This window comes from Piscinibacter sp. HJYY11, assembly GCF_016735515.1.
Taxonomy (GTDB): domain Bacteria; phylum Pseudomonadota; class Gammaproteobacteria; order Burkholderiales; family Burkholderiaceae_C; genus Rhizobacter.
Map to the genome: position 1 here is coordinate 4,280,868 of NZ_JAERQZ010000001.1, position 16,945 is coordinate 4,297,812.

Annotated in this window: 16 protein-coding genes; 9 read left to right on the forward strand and 7 right to left on the reverse strand. The window is 67.9% G+C overall.

Going from position 1 to position 16,945, the window contains the following annotated elements; all coding sequences use genetic code 11:
* The first annotated feature begins 163 nt into the window (after positions 1-163).
* The 5 genes from JI745_RS20080 to katG all read left to right on the forward strand — a co-directional run bounded on the left by JI745_RS20080 (position 164) and on the right by katG (position 8,337).
* Positions 164-2,290 carry a DUF11 domain-containing protein gene (locus tag JI745_RS20080; protein ID WP_201811109.1) on the forward strand — a complete coding sequence of 709 codons (2,127 nt, stop codon included), beginning with the start codon at positions 164-166 and terminating at the stop codon, positions 2,288-2,290.
* A 137-nt stretch (positions 2,291-2,427) separates the two neighbouring features.
* The gene (locus JI745_RS26825; RefSeq protein WP_201811111.1) at positions 2,428-4,491 is read left to right on the forward strand and encodes a diguanylate cyclase; all 2,064 of its coding nucleotides are present in this window, start codon (positions 2,428-2,430) and stop codon (positions 4,489-4,491) included.
* Between the two features lie 96 nt (positions 4,492-4,587).
* Complete coding sequence (locus JI745_RS20090; protein ID WP_201811113.1) at positions 4,588-5,469, forward strand: peptidylprolyl isomerase; 882 nt, start codon at positions 4,588-4,590, stop codon at positions 5,467-5,469.
* Between the two features lie 17 nt (positions 5,470-5,486).
* Positions 5,487-5,984 carry a CinA family protein gene (locus JI745_RS20095; protein WP_201811115.1) on the forward strand — a complete coding sequence of 166 codons (498 nt, stop codon included), beginning with the start codon at positions 5,487-5,489 and terminating at the stop codon, positions 5,982-5,984.
* A gap of 136 nt (positions 5,985-6,120) precedes the next feature.
* A complete protein-coding gene (gene katG / locus JI745_RS20100) occupies positions 6,121-8,337 on the forward strand; it encodes a catalase/peroxidase HPI (RefSeq protein WP_201811117.1) in 2,217 nt (738 codons plus the stop codon).
* 49 nt (positions 8,338-8,386) lie between these two features.
* On the opposite strand, the gene JI745_RS20105 is transcribed toward katG, so the two are convergent.
* The 3 genes from JI745_RS20105 to JI745_RS20115 form a co-directional block, all read right to left on the reverse strand.
* Positions 8,387-8,833, reverse strand: a complete 447-nt coding sequence (locus JI745_RS20105; protein WP_201811119.1) for a BLUF domain-containing protein — start codon at positions 8,831-8,833, stop codon at positions 8,387-8,389.
* Between the two features lie 107 nt (positions 8,834-8,940).
* The gene (locus JI745_RS20110; protein WP_201811121.1) at positions 8,941-9,114 is read right to left on the reverse strand and encodes a DUF1328 domain-containing protein; all 174 of its coding nucleotides are present in this window, start codon (positions 9,112-9,114) and stop codon (positions 8,941-8,943) included.
* Positions 9,115-9,193: 79 nt separating this feature from the next.
* Positions 9,194-10,414, reverse strand: a complete 1,221-nt coding sequence (locus JI745_RS20115) for an alkene reductase (protein WP_201811123.1) — start codon at positions 10,412-10,414, stop codon at positions 9,194-9,196.
* 286 nt (positions 10,415-10,700) lie between these two features.
* Here JI745_RS20115 and JI745_RS20120 point away from each other — a divergent pair, with 286 nt between their 5' ends.
* Positions 10,701-11,234 (forward strand): thioredoxin domain-containing protein, encoded by a 534-nt coding sequence (locus tag JI745_RS20120; protein ID WP_201811125.1) that lies wholly within the window; start codon positions 10,701-10,703, stop codon positions 11,232-11,234.
* Positions 11,235-11,248: 14 nt separating this feature from the next.
* Here JI745_RS20120 and JI745_RS20125 read toward each other — a convergent pair whose 3' ends face one another.
* Positions 11,249-12,082 carry a universal stress protein gene (locus JI745_RS20125; RefSeq protein WP_201811126.1) on the reverse strand — a complete coding sequence of 278 codons (834 nt, stop codon included), beginning with the start codon at positions 12,080-12,082 and terminating at the stop codon, positions 11,249-11,251.
* 120 nt (positions 12,083-12,202) lie between these two features.
* Positions 12,203-13,339: a low temperature requirement protein A gene (locus tag JI745_RS20130; protein ID WP_201811128.1), complete on the reverse strand. Its 1,137-nt coding sequence runs from the start codon at positions 13,337-13,339 to the stop codon at positions 12,203-12,205.
* 503 nt (positions 13,340-13,842) lie between these two features.
* Here JI745_RS20130 and infA point away from each other — a divergent pair.
* The 3 genes from infA to JI745_RS20145 all read left to right on the forward strand — a co-directional run bounded on the left by infA (position 13,843) and on the right by JI745_RS20145 (position 14,702).
* Positions 13,843-14,124 (forward strand): translation initiation factor IF-1, encoded by a 282-nt coding sequence (gene infA, locus JI745_RS20135; protein ID WP_201811130.1) that lies wholly within the window; start codon positions 13,843-13,845, stop codon positions 14,122-14,124.
* Between the two features lie 106 nt (positions 14,125-14,230).
* Positions 14,231-14,440 (forward strand): cold-shock protein, encoded by a 210-nt coding sequence (locus JI745_RS20140; RefSeq protein WP_236675064.1) that lies wholly within the window; start codon positions 14,231-14,233, stop codon positions 14,438-14,440.
* Positions 14,441-14,477: 37 nt separating this feature from the next.
* A complete protein-coding gene (locus JI745_RS20145; RefSeq protein ID WP_201811132.1) occupies positions 14,478-14,702 on the forward strand; it encodes a hypothetical protein in 225 nt (74 codons plus the stop codon).
* Positions 14,703-14,729: 27 nt separating this feature from the next.
* On the opposite strand, the gene JI745_RS20150 is transcribed toward JI745_RS20145, so the two are convergent.
* Entirely contained in the window at positions 14,730-15,701 is a 972-nt protein-coding gene (locus JI745_RS20150; RefSeq protein ID WP_201811134.1) for a serine protease, read from the reverse strand.
* Between the two features lie 117 nt (positions 15,702-15,818).
* Entirely contained in the window at positions 15,819-16,940 is a 1,122-nt protein-coding gene (locus tag JI745_RS20155) for an acyl-CoA dehydrogenase family protein (protein WP_201811136.1), read from the reverse strand.
* Positions 16,941-16,945: the final 5 nt, after the last annotated feature.

The window sequence follows — 16,945 nt, forward strand, 5'->3', positions numbered from 1 at the left end:
GGGTCTGTGCACGGATCTGTGTGCAGCAGGGACACAAGAAATGAAACTTTGGACGATCGCGGCCGTAGCCGCAGTGTGGGCACTCGGCGCCTGTGGGGGTGGCGGTGGAAGCGGGGACTCGCCTGGGGCATCGACCCCGCCGCCTCGGGCTTCGGTTGCCGATGTGTCGATTGCGATCGAACCGGGCGCGAATCCGGCACCCGTCGCGGAGCCGCACTGGTTCGACATGGTCGTGACCAATGAGGGGCCTGACGAGGCGAGCGACGTGAGCGTGCAGACACACCGTCCCGATGCGCTGTCGCCGATCGATGTGATGTGCTTCGCATCTCAAGGGGCCACCTGTCCGGCGTCTGCCGAGACCCTGCGGGTGGCCGCGCTCCCGGTGGGCGGAGTCCTTCGGTATCGGGTGTTCGTGCGGCAGAACCAACGAGGTTCGACGCGGTTCACAGCACGGGTCACCGCTGCCAATGACATGCTTGTCCGAAGCAACGATTCGGCGCACATCGACCTGCGGGCTTACTCCGCCGACTTACAGGTCAGCGGGACTGCGCCGGCTCTGGAAACGAGCGCTGGCGCGCCGATCTCCTACACGATGTCCGTCACCAATGCGGGACCGGATCCAGCGGTGCGCGTGGCGATCCACAACTTCGTGGATGCCGAGCAGTTGTTGCAAGGCGTCACCTGCACAGCGGACGGGGGCGCCACCTGCCCTGCTGTCGTCGGCGCGGCGATGAGCGTTCCGGAGCTGCCCGTGGGCGCAAGCCTGCACTTCTCCGTCACGGCGCTGCCCTGGCCGGGAACGGTCGGCCCGGTCACCAACAAGCTGTACGTCAGCGCCCTGGGTGACCCTTTCGTCTACGACAACAGCGCGGTGGCGAGCGCTCGAGTCGCCATTCCTGCGAACCCCGGCAGTTTGGTCGTGCTGGAGAGCGACCCGGGAGACTTCGTGCTGCAAGGTGAGCGGCACGTGTACGACCAGGCGAACGCGATGCTCGTGTTCGAGCCGGACAGCTCCACCCTCAGCGTCAGGGTGATCGCTGACGAACTGTGGGATGGGCGCTTCCAATTGCCTGGAAATCTCGCCCAGTTCGCGCCTGGCACCTATCTGAACCTTAATAGGCTGACCGTTCCCTCGGCGGCAGGCGGCTTGTTCTGGTCCGGGGAAGGGCGGAGTTGCAGCTCGGTCAACGGTTCGATCGTCGTGGATCAGGTGACCTACAGCGGATCGACGCCGACGCTGATCGACCTTCGCTTCGAGCAGCGATGCGAGGGTTCAGCCGCGGCCTTGCGCGGGCGCGTTCGATGGGTCGCCCGAGATTCGACGCAGCCGCCGGCTCCGATCGTTCCGCCGCCTACCGGTCTCTGGCGCGCGCCATCGGGTGCGGTGCCGGCCGACGGCAGCTTCCTGTACCTGCACCGGGCTCCGTCCGATCCCGTGCTCGGCAACGCCGCCACACGCCTCTTCACGCGCTCGGATTCGGTCATGCAAGTGGACGCGGACGGACGTCGACTCGAGATCCGTGTGAACGGCGATGAAACGTGGCACCTCGATTTCACGACCATGCAGAACCTGACGCTGTTGCAGCCAGGGTTCTATCGCGGCGTCTCGCTCGCCGGAAACCCTGCGCGAGGCCGCTTCTTTTCCAGCCTTCAGGCGTGCGAGCGGCCCTCCGGGTGGGTCGTGATCGACGAGGTGACCTACACCGGCGGAGCCCTGTCCTCGCTCAGTCTTCGCTTCGAACAGCAGTGTGTCAACAACGTGAGTGTGTTTCGAGGACAGGCGAGGTGGTTGGCCAGCGATACTACTGAGCCGCCTGGGCCGCAGGTGCCACCCCCCGGGCTCTGGCAGCCTACCGCAGGCAGCACGCCCGGGACGGGGAACTACGTCTACCTAGAGTCCGATGCGGGCGACTACATCGGCCAAGGTATGACGCGTTTGTTCACTGCGCCGGAGTCCCCTATTCGGGTCACGGCTTATGTAGACCGGAGCGTGCGCGTCCTGGTGGGCAATGACCGATCCTGGGACGGCGAGTTCTACCCCATGAGCTCGCTGCCGCGACTTGCTCCTGGTTTCTATTTCGGAGTGTTTCGCGCGCCGTTCCACAACCCGGCGAAGGGAGGGATGGAGTGGTCTGGCGAAGGTCGCGCCTGCAACGACCTTTGGGGATGGTTCATGGTCGACAGCGTCACTTACGCTGGCGACGAAATCACGTCCCTTGAGATGCGCTTCGAGCAACACTGCGAGTTCTCAGAACCGGCGCTGCGCGGAAAGGTGCGTTGGGTGAGGTAGTCCGCACCGTTTTCGTGCGAAAGGTGCGCCTTTGGGAGCGCAGCGGTATCAAGAGCGCTTTCGGGCTGCCGATACCAGTGTTGCAGTCTCACGCCCTATCCCGGGGAACGCAGTGGTGAGGGCTGCAGTGAGGCACCGTGCTCAAGTCTGTCAGCGCTCGTTGGTTGTGGGTTGCGTATCTCGCCGTGGCGGCGTCAGCCCTCGGCGCGTTTGCGGCGGCCTGGTCGTCCCGCCAGGACCAGTTGTGGCAGGGCATGGTCGACGCCGGCCGTGACGCCGCGCGCGAGGTGAGCCTCTCGACCCGCTCGGCGCGCGATGCGGTCTACATGCTGCAGGGCGTGGCCAACGGGCTCTTTCGCCAGCCGGGCATCCAGATGAGCGAGGCACGGCGCACGCAGATCGTCCAGCGGCTCGACCTGCCGGGCACCTTCGTGCTCATGCCGAACGCCATGGCGGTGCACCGCGAAGCGCGCCTCACCAACACCATCCACCGCGACTGGCCCGCCTTCAGCCTGGTGGGCGCGGTGCCCGCGCGCGGCAGCGATCTCGCGCGCGAGATCGAGCTCGCCCTCTCGCTCAGCCCGGCACTCGTCCGCGCCAAGCACACGCAGTCGGCCGCCGTCGCGGTGTACTACCTCTCGGGCCAGGGCTTCCACCTCGTCTACCCGCCCGCGCAAGACGACCTGCAGCTCTTCACGCCCGACATGCTGCAGGGCGTGGCCTACCGCAGCGGGCTCGTCGCTTCCAACCCGGGCCGCCTGCCCGCATGGTCGGTGGCCTACGACGACCCGAAGGGCAACGGCCTCATCAGCACGCTGGCCATCCCCATCGACGACGCCGAAGGCCATTACCGCGGCGTGGCCGCGATGGACTTCCAGCTCGACAACCTCTCGCAGTACCTGCGGCGGCCCGCGCTCGGCATCGCCACCGCCTTCGTGCTGAACGACGACGAGCGTGTCATCGCCCACCCCACGCTGGTGACTGTGTCGACCGCGCAGGCGCCCACGCTCGACGAGGTGGCGCAGACGCGGGGTGCAGCGCCCGGCAGCTGGGCCTTGCTGAGCACCGCGCCAGCCAACAACCGGCTCCACCTGGGCGCCGAATCGGCCGCCGTGTTCGACATCGAGGCCACGCCCTGGCGCTACGTGCTCATGGTCGACCGCGCCGAACTGCGCCTCACGGCCCTGCGCGGCCTGTGGGTGGAGGCCTGCGGCGTCGTGATGCTGCTGTGCCTGCTGGCCTACGCCGAGTCGCGCCGCCGCCATGCGGTGGTCGCGCTGCGCCGCAAGGCCGCCGAAGAAGTGCTGCAGGCCGCGCCCGCGCCGGTGGCGGTGATGCGCCAGTCCGACATGTCCATCCTCGTGGCCAACGAGGCGCTGATGCACCTGTTCGATTCGCCCACCCGCGCCGACCCCGTGGCGGTGGCCGAGATCGCGCACCGCCAGTTGCGCGAGTTGATCCAGACGCTCACCGAGCAGACGCTGAGCGACGTCGACGCCATGGCGCAGCTCCCGCTGCAGCGTGCCGACGGCTCGCCCTTGTGGTTGCTGGTGCGATGCGTGCCGGCGTTGCACGACGAAGAGCCCGCGTGGCTGTGCAGCCTGACCGACGTGAGCGCGCTCAAGCAGACCCGCGACCAGCTCGAAGCCCTGGCCACCACCGACCCGCTGACCGGCGCGCTGAACCGCCGCGCGGTGAGCGAGAGCGCGCAGGCAGAGCTGCGACGCGCCCGCCGCAGCCACAAGCCCTTCGCCGTCCTGCTGCTCGACGTCGACCACTTCAAGCGCGTGAACGACACCCATGGCCACCAGGCCGGCGACCGCGTGCTGCAGCAGGTGTCGGCCGCCTGCCGCGCGCACCTGCGCGAGATCGACAGCTTCGGCCGCTGGGGCGGCGAGGAGTTCATCGCCCTGCTCCCGGAGACCGGGCTCGACGCGGCGCTCGTCGTCGCCGAGCGTGTGCGCGAGGCCGTGGCCTCGGTGGTCGTGCCGGCGGACGATGGCACGACGGTCGCCGTCACCGCGAGCATCGGCGTGGCCAGCCTGGGCGCGGGCGACGAGTCGCTGGAAGAACTGCTGGGGCGCGCGGATGCGGCGCTCTACCAGGCCAAGCGCGAGGGGCGCAACCGGGTGCAACCGGCCGCGGCGCTTGCCGGGCCACCGGAAACCCGGGCGGCGGCGCAGGATTCCGTCGAAATCTGAGGGGGAAACCCCGAGGTCGCGTTCCGCAGGGTGGTCGGTGTGGACCGCTGAACACTTGCGATACTGCGAGGCTGTTCCAACCTCCGACTAGACCCCATGCGTACCTTCCGATCCGGCATCCTTCTGCTGAGCGCCGCCTCCCTCCTGGCCCTTGGTGCATGCACCGCCAAGAAGGACGACAAACCCGCCGCTGCCACCGGCCCCGCCGAGGCCACCGTCAACGGTGCCGTGATCTCGCAAGGGCAGGTCGACCTCGTCATCAAGCAGCGCAGCGGCGGCCAGCCGGTGCCGCCCGAGGCGCGCAAGGCGCTCATCGACAACCTGGTGCTGCAGGCGGTGGTCGCGCAGGAAGGTGCGAAGCAGGGCCTGGAGAAGTCGCCCGACTTCGTGAACCAGATGGAGACCGTGCGCCAGTCGGCGCTGGCCAATGCCTACATCGAAGACTGGATCAAGAAGAACCCGGTCACCGACGAGATGCTGAAGGCCGAATACGACCGCCTGAAGGCCGCCTCGGCCGGCACCGAATTCAAGGCCCGGCACATCCTGGTCGAGAAGGAAGCCGACGCCAAGGCCATCATCGCCACGCTGAAGAAGACGCCGGCCGCCTTCGACAAGCTCGCCAAGGAAAAGAGCAAGGACCCCGGCTCCAAGGCCACCGGCGGTGACCTCGGCTGGTTCGACACGCAGCGCATGGTGCCGGAGTTCGGCGCCGCGGTGAGCAAGCTGGAGAAGGGCAAGTTCACCGAAGAGCCGGTGAAGACGCAGTTCGGCTACCACGTCATCCTGCTCGAAGACTCGCGCCCGATCGAACCGCCGCCGATGGAATCGGTGAAGCCGCAGCTCAGCCAGCAGCTGCAGCAGCAGAACATCAAGAAGCACGTCGACGCCCTGAAGGCTGCAGCCAAGATCGAAATCGCGGCGGCCGCCTCGGCTCCGGCCGCAACGGCGTCGGCTGCTGCGCCGGCGGCCTCGAAGTAAGTGAATCCGCCGAGGCCGTGAGCTTCCCCGAGCTCTTCGCCCTCGGCGCCCGCATCGGCGATGCGCTCGTCGCGCGCGGCGAGACCATCGCCGTGGCCGAGTCGTCGGCCGGCGGGCTGATCTCGGCGGCGCTGCTGTCGCGCGCCGGGGCCTCCGCGTATTACCTCGGCGGCGCGGTGGTCTACACGCGCCGCGCCTTCCGCCGCTTCACCACGCTGACGGCCGATGACATGGCTGGCCTGCGTTCATCGACCGTGCCCTATGCGCAGCTCATGGCCCGCCATCAGCGTGAGCGCTTTCGCGCGAGCTGGGGCATCGCCGAGACCGGCGCCGCCGGGCCCGACGGCAACCCCTATGGCGACCCGGCCGGCCACTGCTGCATTGCGGTCGACGGCCCCGTCCAGCTCGACCGCCTGCTGCGCACCGGCAGCGCTGAGCGTGCGGCCAACATGGTCGTCTTTGCGATGACGGCGCTGCAGCTGCTCGAAGAAGCGCTCGCCACGGGTTCTCACTGAGAGGCCTTTGCCTATCGGCCCCATTGCAAGGGCTGCTATCGAGCCCATTGCCACCTCCAAATTGACCGACCGAGGGCCGGGCGCCGACCATCACAGCCGCTCACCCCGCAGTCGTCGATTCACACAGGAGGCAAGCATGTCGACCGAAGCCAAATGCCCGTTCTCGGGCGCTCAACAACAACCGCAACGCAAGCACACCGCCGCCGGCGCCAAGGGCAACCGTGACTGGTGGCCCGACCAGCTCAACCTCGCCATCCTCCACCTGCATTCGGACAAGGCCAATCCGATGGGCGAGGACTTCAAGTACGCGCGTGAGTTCCAGACGCTCGACCTCGATGCCGTCGTCCGCGACCTCAACGCCCTGATGACCGATTCGCAGGACTGGTGGCCGGCTGACTACGGCCACTACGGCCCCTTCTTCATCCGCATGGCGTGGCACTCGGCCGGCACCTACCGCGTGCAGGACGGCCGCGGCGGCGCCGGCACCGGCGCGCAGCGCTTCGCCCCGCTCAACAGCTGGCCCGACAACGGCAACCTCGACAAGGCGCGCCGCCTGCTCTGGCCCATCAAGCAGAAGTACGGCAAGAAGCTCTCGTGGGCCGACCTGATGATCCTCGCCGGCAACGTGGCCCTCGAATCGATGGGCTTCAAGACCTTCGGCTTTGCCGGCGGCCGCGCCGACATCTGGGAGCCCGAGACCGACATCTACTGGGGCCCCGAGACCACCTGGCTCGGCGACGAGCGCTACGCCGGTGATCGCGACCTCGCCAACCCGCTGGCGGCGGTGCAGATGGGCCTCATCTACGTCAACCCCGAAGGCCCGAACGGCAAGCCCGACCCGCTGGCATCGGCGCGCGACATCCGCGAGACCTTCAAGCGCATGGCGATGAACGACGAAGAGACCGTCGCGCTCGTCGCCGGCGGCCACACCTTCGGCAAGGCACACGGTGCCGGCGAGGCCAAGCACGTGGGCTGCGACCCCGAAGGCGGCGCCGTCGAAGACCAGGGCCTGGGCTGGAAGAACGCCTTCGGCAACGGCATGGGCATCTACACCATCACGAGCGGCATCGAAGGCGCGTGGACGCCGACGCCGACGAAGTGGGACAACAGCTACTTCGAGACCCTCTTCGGCTACGAATGGGAGCTGACCAAGAGCCCCGCCGGCGCCCACCAGTGGACGCCCAAGGGCGGCGCCGGTGCCGGCACCGTGCCCGACGCACACGACCCCACGAAGCGCCACGCGCCGATGATGACCACCGCCGACCTGGCCCTGCGCTTCGACCCGGCCTACGAGAAGATCTCGCGCCGCTTCCTGCAGAACCCCGACCAGCTCGCCGACGCCTTCGCCCGCGCCTGGTACAAGCTGACCCACCGCGACATGGGCCCGCGCTCGCGCTACCTCGGCAAGCTCGTGCCGAAGGAAGTGCTGCTGTGGCAGGACCCGGTGCCCGAGGTCGACCACCCGCTGGTCAGCGATGAAGACGTGACCGCGCTCAAGGCCAAGGTGCTCGCCTCGGGCCTGAGCATCTCGCAGCTCGTGACGACGGCCTGGGCCTCGGCCTCCACCTTCCGCGGTGGCGACAAGCGCGGCGGCGCCAACGGCGCGCGCATCCGCCTGGCGCCGCAGAAGGAGTGGGAAGTGAACCAGCCCGCCGAGCTCGGCCGTGTGCTGGCGAAGCTCGAGGCCGTGCGCAAGGAGTTCAACGACGCGCAGAAGGATGGCAAGAAGATCTCGATCGCCGACATGATCGTGCTGGGCGGCACCGCTGCCGTCGAAGCCGCTGCCAGGAACGCGGGCGTCAAGCTCACCGTGCCTTTCTCGCCGGGCCGCACCGATGCATCGCAGGACCAGACCGACGTCGACTCCATGCAGTACCTGGAGCCCATCGCCGACGGCTTCCGCAACTACGTGAAGAAGGGCAAGGGCCTCGAAGGCTCGGTGGCCGAGCTGCTGATCGACAAGGCCCAGATGCTCACGCTCAGTGCGCCGGAAATGACGGCGCTCATCGGCGGCCTGCGGGTGCTCGGTGCCAGCCACGGGCAGGCGAAGCACGGGGTCTTCACCACCAAGAGCGACACGCTGAGCAACGACTTCTTCGTCAACCTGCTCGACATGCGCACCCAGTGGGCCAAGGCGGAGAGCGGCGACGGCGTGCTCGAAGGCCGTGACCGCAAGACCGGCCAGCTCAAGTGGACGGCCACCGCCGTCGACCTGGTGTTCGGCTCCAACGCGCAGCTGCGTGCGCTGGCGGAGGTGTATGCGTCGGCCGACGACGGCCAGCAGGTGCTGGTGCGCGACTTCGTGAAGTCGTGGGTGAAGGTGATGAACCTCGACCGCTACGACCTGCTGTGAGCGTGGCGGGCCTGCCCGGCTTTCACGCCGGGCAGGGCGCGCGACCCGGTCACGACCTGCTGCGCTCCTCGGGCGCCAGGTCGTCGGCGTGGTGCCAGTGCACGTCGGCGGCGATCGCGTCCAGCAGCTGCGCGGCCGTCGCGGCGGGCACGCTGTCGTCGGGCGTGTTGAAGAGCTTCTCGATCTCGTCCGAGCGCGCCACGCTGTCGACCAGGTGCATCGACCAGTTGCCGAAACGGCGCGGCACGCCTTCCAGGCGCTGCAGCACCTTCATCTGCTGGTGCCGCGGGTCGCCGGAGATGCTGTCGAGCAGCCCGTCGACCTCGGCCGCGCTGCCTTCCACCACCTGGGCGAAATGCTGGCCGCTGTAGGCCAGCAAGCCCGTCACCTGGCGGCGGCGGTTGCGCACCTGCGAGCTGCCGACGATGCGGTGCACGTCGGTGGGCGTGACGCTGTGGTCACAGCGGCTGATGTAGAAGACCTGGACGATGGACATGGTGAAGACAGCGGCGGCGTCACTCCCACTATCGGCCATCGCGGTGCAACACGAAGCCCCCTGGCGCGACGAAGCGCGCACAAGTTGGCAGAGCGCCGACGATCAGCTCAGAAGACCAGCGTTCCCAGCATCACGCCAAAGATCAGCACGATCAGGAAGATGACCAGCGCAATCGCGAACAGCACCTTGGCGATCTTGCGCGAGCCCGAGGCGACGCCGGTGAAGCCGAAGTAGCCGGCGACGAGCGAGATGATGAAGAAGATGATGGCCCACTTGAGCATGTGATGGCTCCTTGTATGGCCAGCCTCCGGCAAACGACGTTCCGCCGGGGTGGCGCTTCACGCTGGCGCTCGCTTCAGGCTAACGCCAGCTCTCGTCCACGCAAGCCTTGGGCGCCTGGCCGCGCTCCTGGGCCAGGCTCGGGTAGTCGGTGTAACCCTTCTCGCCGCCGCCGTAGTAGGTGGCCGCGTCGTCTGCATTCAGTGGCGCGTGCGTGCGCAGCCGTTCCGGCAGGTCCGGGTTGGCGATGAACTTGCGGCCGATGGCGACGAGGTCGGCGCGGCCCTCCCTCAGCCATTGTTCGGCCGTGTCGGCATCGAAGCCGCCTGCGAGCATGAGCGGGCCGTGCCAGGCCTCGCGAATGCGCTGCAGCATCTGCATCGCCGCCGCGTCGGGAGTCGTCTTGTTTTCCAGTGCGCCCATCGCCGGGTTGACAACGTGCAGGTAGGCCAGCTTGCGCGCGTTGAGCTCTCGCGTGGCATGGGTGAAGGTGGTGAGGGGATCGTCGTCCCGGATGTCGTTGGCCGCGCCCATCGGCGACAGGCGCACGCCCACCGCTTCGGCGTCCCAGACCTTCGTGACGGCGTCGACGACTTCCAGCAGGAGCCGCACGCGGTTCTCCACCGGCCCCCCGTACGCGTCGGTCCGGCGGTTGGTGCCGGTGCACAGGAACTGGTCGAGCAGGTAGCCGTTGGCGCCGTGGACCTCCACGCCGTCGAACCCTGCCTTGATCGCATGGCGCGCCGCGCGCTCGTACTGGGCCACGAGGTAAGGCATTTCCTCGGGCTGCAGCGCGCGTGGCGTCACGAAGGGCGCCAGCTCGCCTTCGCCCTTCTCGTTCTCGATGAAGGCCATGCTCTCGGGCCGGATGGGCGAGGGCGCGACCGGCGGCATGCCATCGGGTTGCAGCGCCGGATGGGAGATCCGGCCCACGTGCCACATCTGCAGCACGATGCGGCCGCCGGCTTCGTGCACGGCGTCGGTGACCAGGCGCCAACCCTCCACCTGCTCACGGCTGTGGATGCCGGGGGTCCAGGCGTAGCCCTGGCCTTGCATCGAGATCTGCGTCGCCTCGGAAACGATCAGCGCGGCCGAGGCGCGCTGCTGGTAGTAGCAGGCGTTCAACGCCGACGGCACGTTGCCCGGTTGGCGCGCGCGCGAGCGCGTGAGGGGCGCCATCACGATGCGGTGCGGCAACTCGAAGCGCCCGACTTTGATGGGCTGGAACAGCAGCCGTTGCTCCGTGGGCCGGGACTCGGAAGCAGGGTTTGTCGCGGCGGGCAACTCGAGGGTGGCGGACATGGTGATCTCCTTGTTGCGGGCATCGGCGGAGCGCCAGCCGGCTTGAAGTTGCCATGGTGAACTGCGCAGGCCGTCCCCGAGCACGGGCGCGCGCATTGGCCGCAGATTCCTGTCATGCCGCCGCAGGAATGCAGCGACAGCAGAGCAGCATGGTGTCGCGTCGATGCCGTCGTCGCTCACCACGTGGGAGGCAGGTCGTGCTGCAGCTCGCGTGAGTCAGCCGGCCTGCGTCAGGAACCGCAGGAAGCCGCAAGAAGCGATGGCGGTGCGCGGCTAATGTCGGTCCATGAACACACTGACCGTTCCCCTCCACGAGCGCGACCATCGGCGCGGTTCACCGGACGCTCCGGTGGTGCCGATCGAATACGGCGATTTCGAGTGCCCTTACTGCGGTGCGGCCTACCCGGTCCTGAAGAAGCTGGAGAAGGAGATGCCGGACACGCTGGCCGTCGTCTTCCGCCATTTCCCGCTGGTCAACGTGCACCCGCACGCGGAACTCGCGGCCGAGGCGGCGGAAGCGGCAGGGGCCCAGGGCCGGTTCTGGAACATGCACGACATGCTCTACGAGCACCAGGACGCACTGGCGCCCACCGACCTGCTGAAGTACGCCATCGCCCTGCACCTGGACCCGAAGCGCTTCGCCAGCGACCTCTCCGGCCACGCGCTCCTGCCCAAGGTCGTCGGCGACATGAACGGCGGGCTGCGAAGCGGCGTGCAGGGAACGCCGACCTTCTTCATCAACGGCGTGCGCTACCGGGGCGGGCACGACCACGCTTCCCTGCGCACCGCGATCTTGCTGGTCGCAGCGACCGCGTCCTGAGACCAGGGCCTGCTTCAGTGGGCCATGAGCACCGGCAGCGTCATCGAGCGCAAGAGGGTGCGTGTCGTGCCGCCGAGCAGCAGCTCGCGCAGGCGGTGGTGCCCATAGGCCCCCATCACCAGCAACTCGCTGTCCTGCGCGGCGGCGGTGGAGAGCAGCACCTCCCCGAGCTTTTCGGGCTCCTTGGGGTAGCGGTGGGCCGTGCACTCGACACCGTGCCAGCGCAGCGCGCGCACGATGCCGAAGGTGGTCTCCGCGGGGCCGAAGCTGTCCTCGCCCCAGCACACCACGTGCACCCGGGCGGCACGCTGCAGCAGCGGCAGGGCCGCCTCCACGGCACGCGCGCATTCGCGAGTCGGTCGCCAGGCAATCAGCACGTTGCGGCCGATGCTGTCGAAGCGGCCTGCATACGGAATGACGAGCGCCGGCTTGCCGCTGGCCATCACGACCGACTCGACGAAGTCGCGTGGCACGTCGGCGGTCAGCGGGTCCTCGGGATCGCGCTGGCCGAGCACCACGAGGTCGACGTAGTGCGAAGCCTGCGACATTCCCCACGCGGGCGGCATCGGCGGCGCTTCGACCCAGGTCATGGTGGGATCGCCTGTCGCCAGCGCGGCGTCGAAGGTCTCGCGGGCGCGGCGGCGGTGTTCGGGATCGACTTCATCGCGGAAGACGGGCATTCCCAGGTCCACGGGCACGGGCTCGGGGAAGGAAACCGGCTCGAGCGCAAGCAGGGCCAGCAGCGCGGCGGCATCGTGTTCGCGCGCGAGTTGTCGCGCCAGCGCGAGCCGCATGGCGCAGCGCGGCGACGCGTCCATGTGGACCAGGATCGAGCGATAGGCGTCCATGGCGGCTCCTTGTTCGTTCCAGCATAGGCGCCCCTCGCGCGCTGAACTTCCATCCGCTTGCGGTCCGTGGCGCAGGGTGGCGGTGCGATGAGCACGGCCGCGCGGCTCGAGGGTCGAGGCTCAGGCGGCCAGGTGGGCGGAGCGCACCAGATGGCGGTAGCGCAGGTTGAGCAGCACATAGCAGATCATCGTCGCCGTCATGCCCACCAGCATGCCTTCGAGCCCCAGCGGCAACATCAGCACGAGTGCCGTCAGGGCGAACACCGCCGCCGTGTTGGTCAGCAGGTAGGGCCGCAGTTCCGGCACCTCCTTGTAGTAGCCGTACTGCTTGCCCAGGAAGAACAGCACGGTGCCGACGGCGGCGAGCAGGCGGAAATCATGCGGGTCGAGCCCGCCCAGGATCGCGTGCCGGATCAGCGAGGCCTGGATCGCCAGCCCGATGAACAGGAAGAAGTGCGAGTAGAGGATCGAGTGTCCGGTCGTCAACTTGCGACGCTCCAGCAGGTGGAAGCTGTCGTAGTAGATCCACCAGATCGCCGACACCATGACGAATCCGCTGATGGCGGCCATGACGTTGGAGCGGTTCCAGGTGATGTCCGCCAGGGCCGCGGAGATGCTGATCACCGATTCGCCCAGCATGATGATGGTCAGCAGGCCGACCCGCTCGACCAGGTGCGACGTGTGCGCGGGCACCACATGCAGGCGCCGGTTGAGCACCACCAGGGCCGCCATGTCGAACAGGATCCCGGCGTAGAAGACCCCATAGCTCCAGGGAGGCGGCAGCAGGACCGAGGACAGGCTCACCGCGGCGCCGATGGCGAAGACGGTGCCCACCGTCGTCGCGATGCCGCCCCGGTCGTGGTGCTTGCGCTTGGAGACGAAGTACATCGCGGCGATGATCAGCCGCGCGCCGCAGTAGCAGGCCACGGCCAGCGTGTACGTGCCGGCGTCCTGGGTGGCGTGCGAGACCTGCGCCGAGATGACGACCAGCAGGAACATCATGAGCAGCGTCGACAGCCTGTGCTGGCGGCTGTCGGTGTCGAAGCGATTGGCGTAGATCGTGTGGCCTGCCCAGATCCACCACACCGGCAGGAACACCAGCACGAACTGCAGGAACTGCTGTGGCGCGATGTGGCCGTCGTGCGCTTCCGCCAGGATCTCGCCGACGTCGCGCAAGGCCACGACGAAGATCAGGTCGAAGAAGAGCTCCAGCCAGGTCGCGTGCCGGTGCGGGTCGAAATATCTCAGGTCCTTCACGAAGGCATCGTAGGTCTTGGAACCCGGCCATGCGCGTGCCGAGGCGCCCTCGGCGCTCGTCGATCGCTCGCGGTTTGTGGATTGCCGCAAGTGCGTGCCATGAACAGCAAGAGTTGGGAGCGACTGCATCTGCGCTTGGGTACATGCCGTTCAAAAGCAAAGGTCTTTGCGCATGCGACTACACTGCGGGCTCGCCGCGGCGATCGTGACGCTCCTCCCAAGAGCTTCTGCGCTGCGCTGAGATCCGAGTGATCTCCTCCTGGCCAGACCTCGTTGCGCGGACTTTCCCGCAATCCCGGCACCCTGGCAGCTCCTGGCGCGCAGCATCTACCCCTGCCAGCCACCCGCGGGATCGAGTTCATCCGCCGCTGACGGGCCTCTGGCACGTTCCCCTCCACACCCCGGCCGCTGCCGCTGCAGCACGCCTTCCTCTCCCTCCGTCAGCACTGCGGCGCATGAAGCCCGTGGTGCGACCTCCTGCAACCCCTTGCACAAGAGCATTCATGGCCAAGGAAGAACTGATTGAAATGAACGGCACCGTCAACGAGATCCTCCCGGACTCGCGGTTCCGCGTGACCCTCGAAAATGGGCACCAGCTCATCGCCTACACCGGCGGCAAGATGCGCAAGCATCACATCCGCATCCTCGCGGGCGACAGCGTGTCGCTCGAACTCTCGCCCTACGACCTGAGCAAGGGGCGCATCACTTTCCGGCACCTCGAACGCCGCAGCACCCCCGGGCCCGCGCGGTCTGGCGCCGGTGCGCCGCGCTTCGGGCGCCGCTGACCCTCACTGAATGACGACACAAGAATTCAGCGCCCACTTCCGGACGCTGCTTGCACGCACCAGCCACAGCTGGAGCATTTCTCTCCCCACCACAAGGAAACTCAACATGACGATCGAAACCGGAACCGTGAAATGGTTCAACGAAGGCAAGGGCTTTGGCTTCATCGCTCCCGACAGCGGCGGCAAGGACCTCTTCGCCCACTTCAAGGAAATCCAGGGCGACGGCTTCAAGACGCTGACCGAAAACCAGCGTGTGCAGTTCGAAGTGACCCAAGGCCAGAAGGGCCCGCAAGCGTCGCGCATCCGCGGCATCTGACCCCACCGCACACGCCCGCCGCAAGGAGACACACACCATGGTTGCTCCTCACGCGCTGCTGAGCGCCTCACGACGTGAAGCCCTGCGGGACACCTTGCTCGCCACCGTGGACCTGCTGCGCAGGTGCCGGGCGGCCGAGGTGCCCGAAGGCGACATCGATGCCTATGTCGCCCTCAATTGGCTGGAGTGGAATGGCGGCAGCCTCCGTCTGACGGAGGTGGGCGACAACATGTGCAAGCAGTTGACCGCCGGCATGACCTAGCGGCTAGCCGGAGCGGAGCGCGGCGCCTCAGTGCGCCGTGAGCCGGGCCAGCACGTCGGCGTACCAGGCCGAGTTCAGGCCGAGCGATTCGTCTTCGCCCTGGTCGCGCGCCGACATGTCGAGCCGCGCGGCGTGAATCCCCAGAAGCTTCCAGCCTCCGTGCTGGTGACTCAACACAGGCGCGCCGCTGGTGCCCCTGTGCGTTCGCGCGTCCGTCAGGAAGTAGCCCTGGCCCTGGAAGCGCAGCCCGAACGATGACGCCACCTGCCCCTGGCGGATCACCGGCAGGTGGTGCAGCGTGTCGTGAAAGCCGAGCGGGAACCCGACCACCACGAGCGACGAGCCCACCGGCACGTTCGACGGCTTGTCCTCGATGTGCGCGGGTGTCCATGCCTGCAGCGCGCAATCGGGCGGAATGACGCGCGGGTCGATTTCGATCACGGCCACGTCGACCACGCCGGCGGAGTCGTGCGTCTCGCGCCAGGTGGCCAGGCCATTGCGGTAGAGCGGGATCGACAACCTTTGCATCTGCGTCAGGTTGCCCGCATCGGTGTGCAGCTCGATCTCGATGCGATCGGGGTGGTGGCCGCTCGGCGCGTCGATGAACACATGCCGGCTCGACACCAGGTACAGCCGCTCGTCGGTCTCGAAAAAGAAGCCGGTGGCGGCCGTGAGCGCTGAAGTGCCGTTGAACGTGAGCACGCGCGCGACGGTGAGCAGCACCGGGTCGCAGCCACCGGCGGGTGCGGTCTCGGCGCGTTCGATGAGGCGGCCGGTGCGGCCCACGTCGGCCTCGAAGGCGCTGATCGAGTGTTCGGAGATCGGCACGTGCAGCAGCACGGTGCGCGCCACCTCGGCGTGCTGCTCGAACACGCCCTTCAGTTCTTCCTGCGCGTCGGCGGGCATCACCTTCATCATGGCCGTCACCAGCGCTTCGAGCGCGACCAGGTTGCCCTTGAGCTCGCAGATCCTCTCGGTGGCCTCTTGCATGTTTCTCATCGAGCAATCTCCAGAAATAAAAAACCGCGGCAGGGCCGCGGTGGTGTCGTCACAGGCTCGGGGCCTGGTCGCGTGTCACTCTGTCTTGCTCGTGGAGTGCCGCCCGATGGTACGCCTTCACGCCAAAGCCGCGTAACGCTCCAGGTGATGGTCCACATCGCCGAAGCGCTGCGAGGCCATGGTGAGCCGGCGGAAGGTGTGCGACACCTTGAGCTCCTCGGTCATGCCCATGCCGCCGTGCAACTGCACCGACTCCTCGCGCACGAGCTTCGCGGCCTCGGCGATCTTCACCTTCGCGGCCGAGATGGCACGTGCGCGCTCGGTCGGCGTGAGGCTCGCGTCGTCGGCCTTGGCGGCGGCGAGGATGGCCATCGAGCGCGCCTCTTCGGTCGCGACCACCATGTCGACCATGCGGTGCTGCAGCGCCTGGAACGAGCCAATCGCCACGCCGAACTGCTTGCGCGTCTTCAGGTACTCGAGCGTGGCATCGCAGGCGAACTGCATCGCGCCCACGGCCTCGGCGCAGAGCAGGGCGGTGGCGAAGTCGACCGCTTCTTCAATCAGCGGCAGCGCCTCACCGGCGGTGCCGAGCAGCGCATCGGGGCCGAGCTTCACGTGGCTGAAGCTGACGTCGGCGGCGCGGATCCCATCGACCGTGCGGTAGGCCTTGAGCGTGACGCCCGCGGCCTTCGGGTCGACGAGGAAGAGGCTCGCGCCGTTGCCGTTGTGGGCCGAGACGATCAGCCGCGTGGCGGTCGGGGCCCCGATCACCACGATCTTTTCGCCGTTGAGCAGCCAGCCGTCGGCGTTGCCCGTGGCCGTGGTCGTCTGCGGCACCAGCTCGTAGCGGTGGCCGCGCTCGGTGCCGGCGAAGGCCAGCTGCACCGAGCCATCGGCGAGACCCGGCAGCCAGGCGCCGCGTTGTGCCTCGTTGCCGGCCTTGGCGAGCAGGCGGCCGGCAAGGCCGATGTTGTCGAGCAGGGGCTCGACCACCAGCGCTTCGCCGCAGGCCTGCATCACGGCCATCAGGTCGACCGCGCCACCGCCGAAGCCGCCGTCGGCCTCGGGCAGCGTCATCGCGGTGAGGCCGAGCTCGGCGAAGGTGGCCCACACCGTGTCGCCCACGCCGCTCGGTGAGTTGAGGATGGCCTTGCGCTTCTCGAAGTCGTAGGCGTTGCCGAGGTACTTGCGCAGCGAGTCGGCCAGCTGCTGTTGTTCGTCGGTGAGTTCGAAGTTCATGTTCT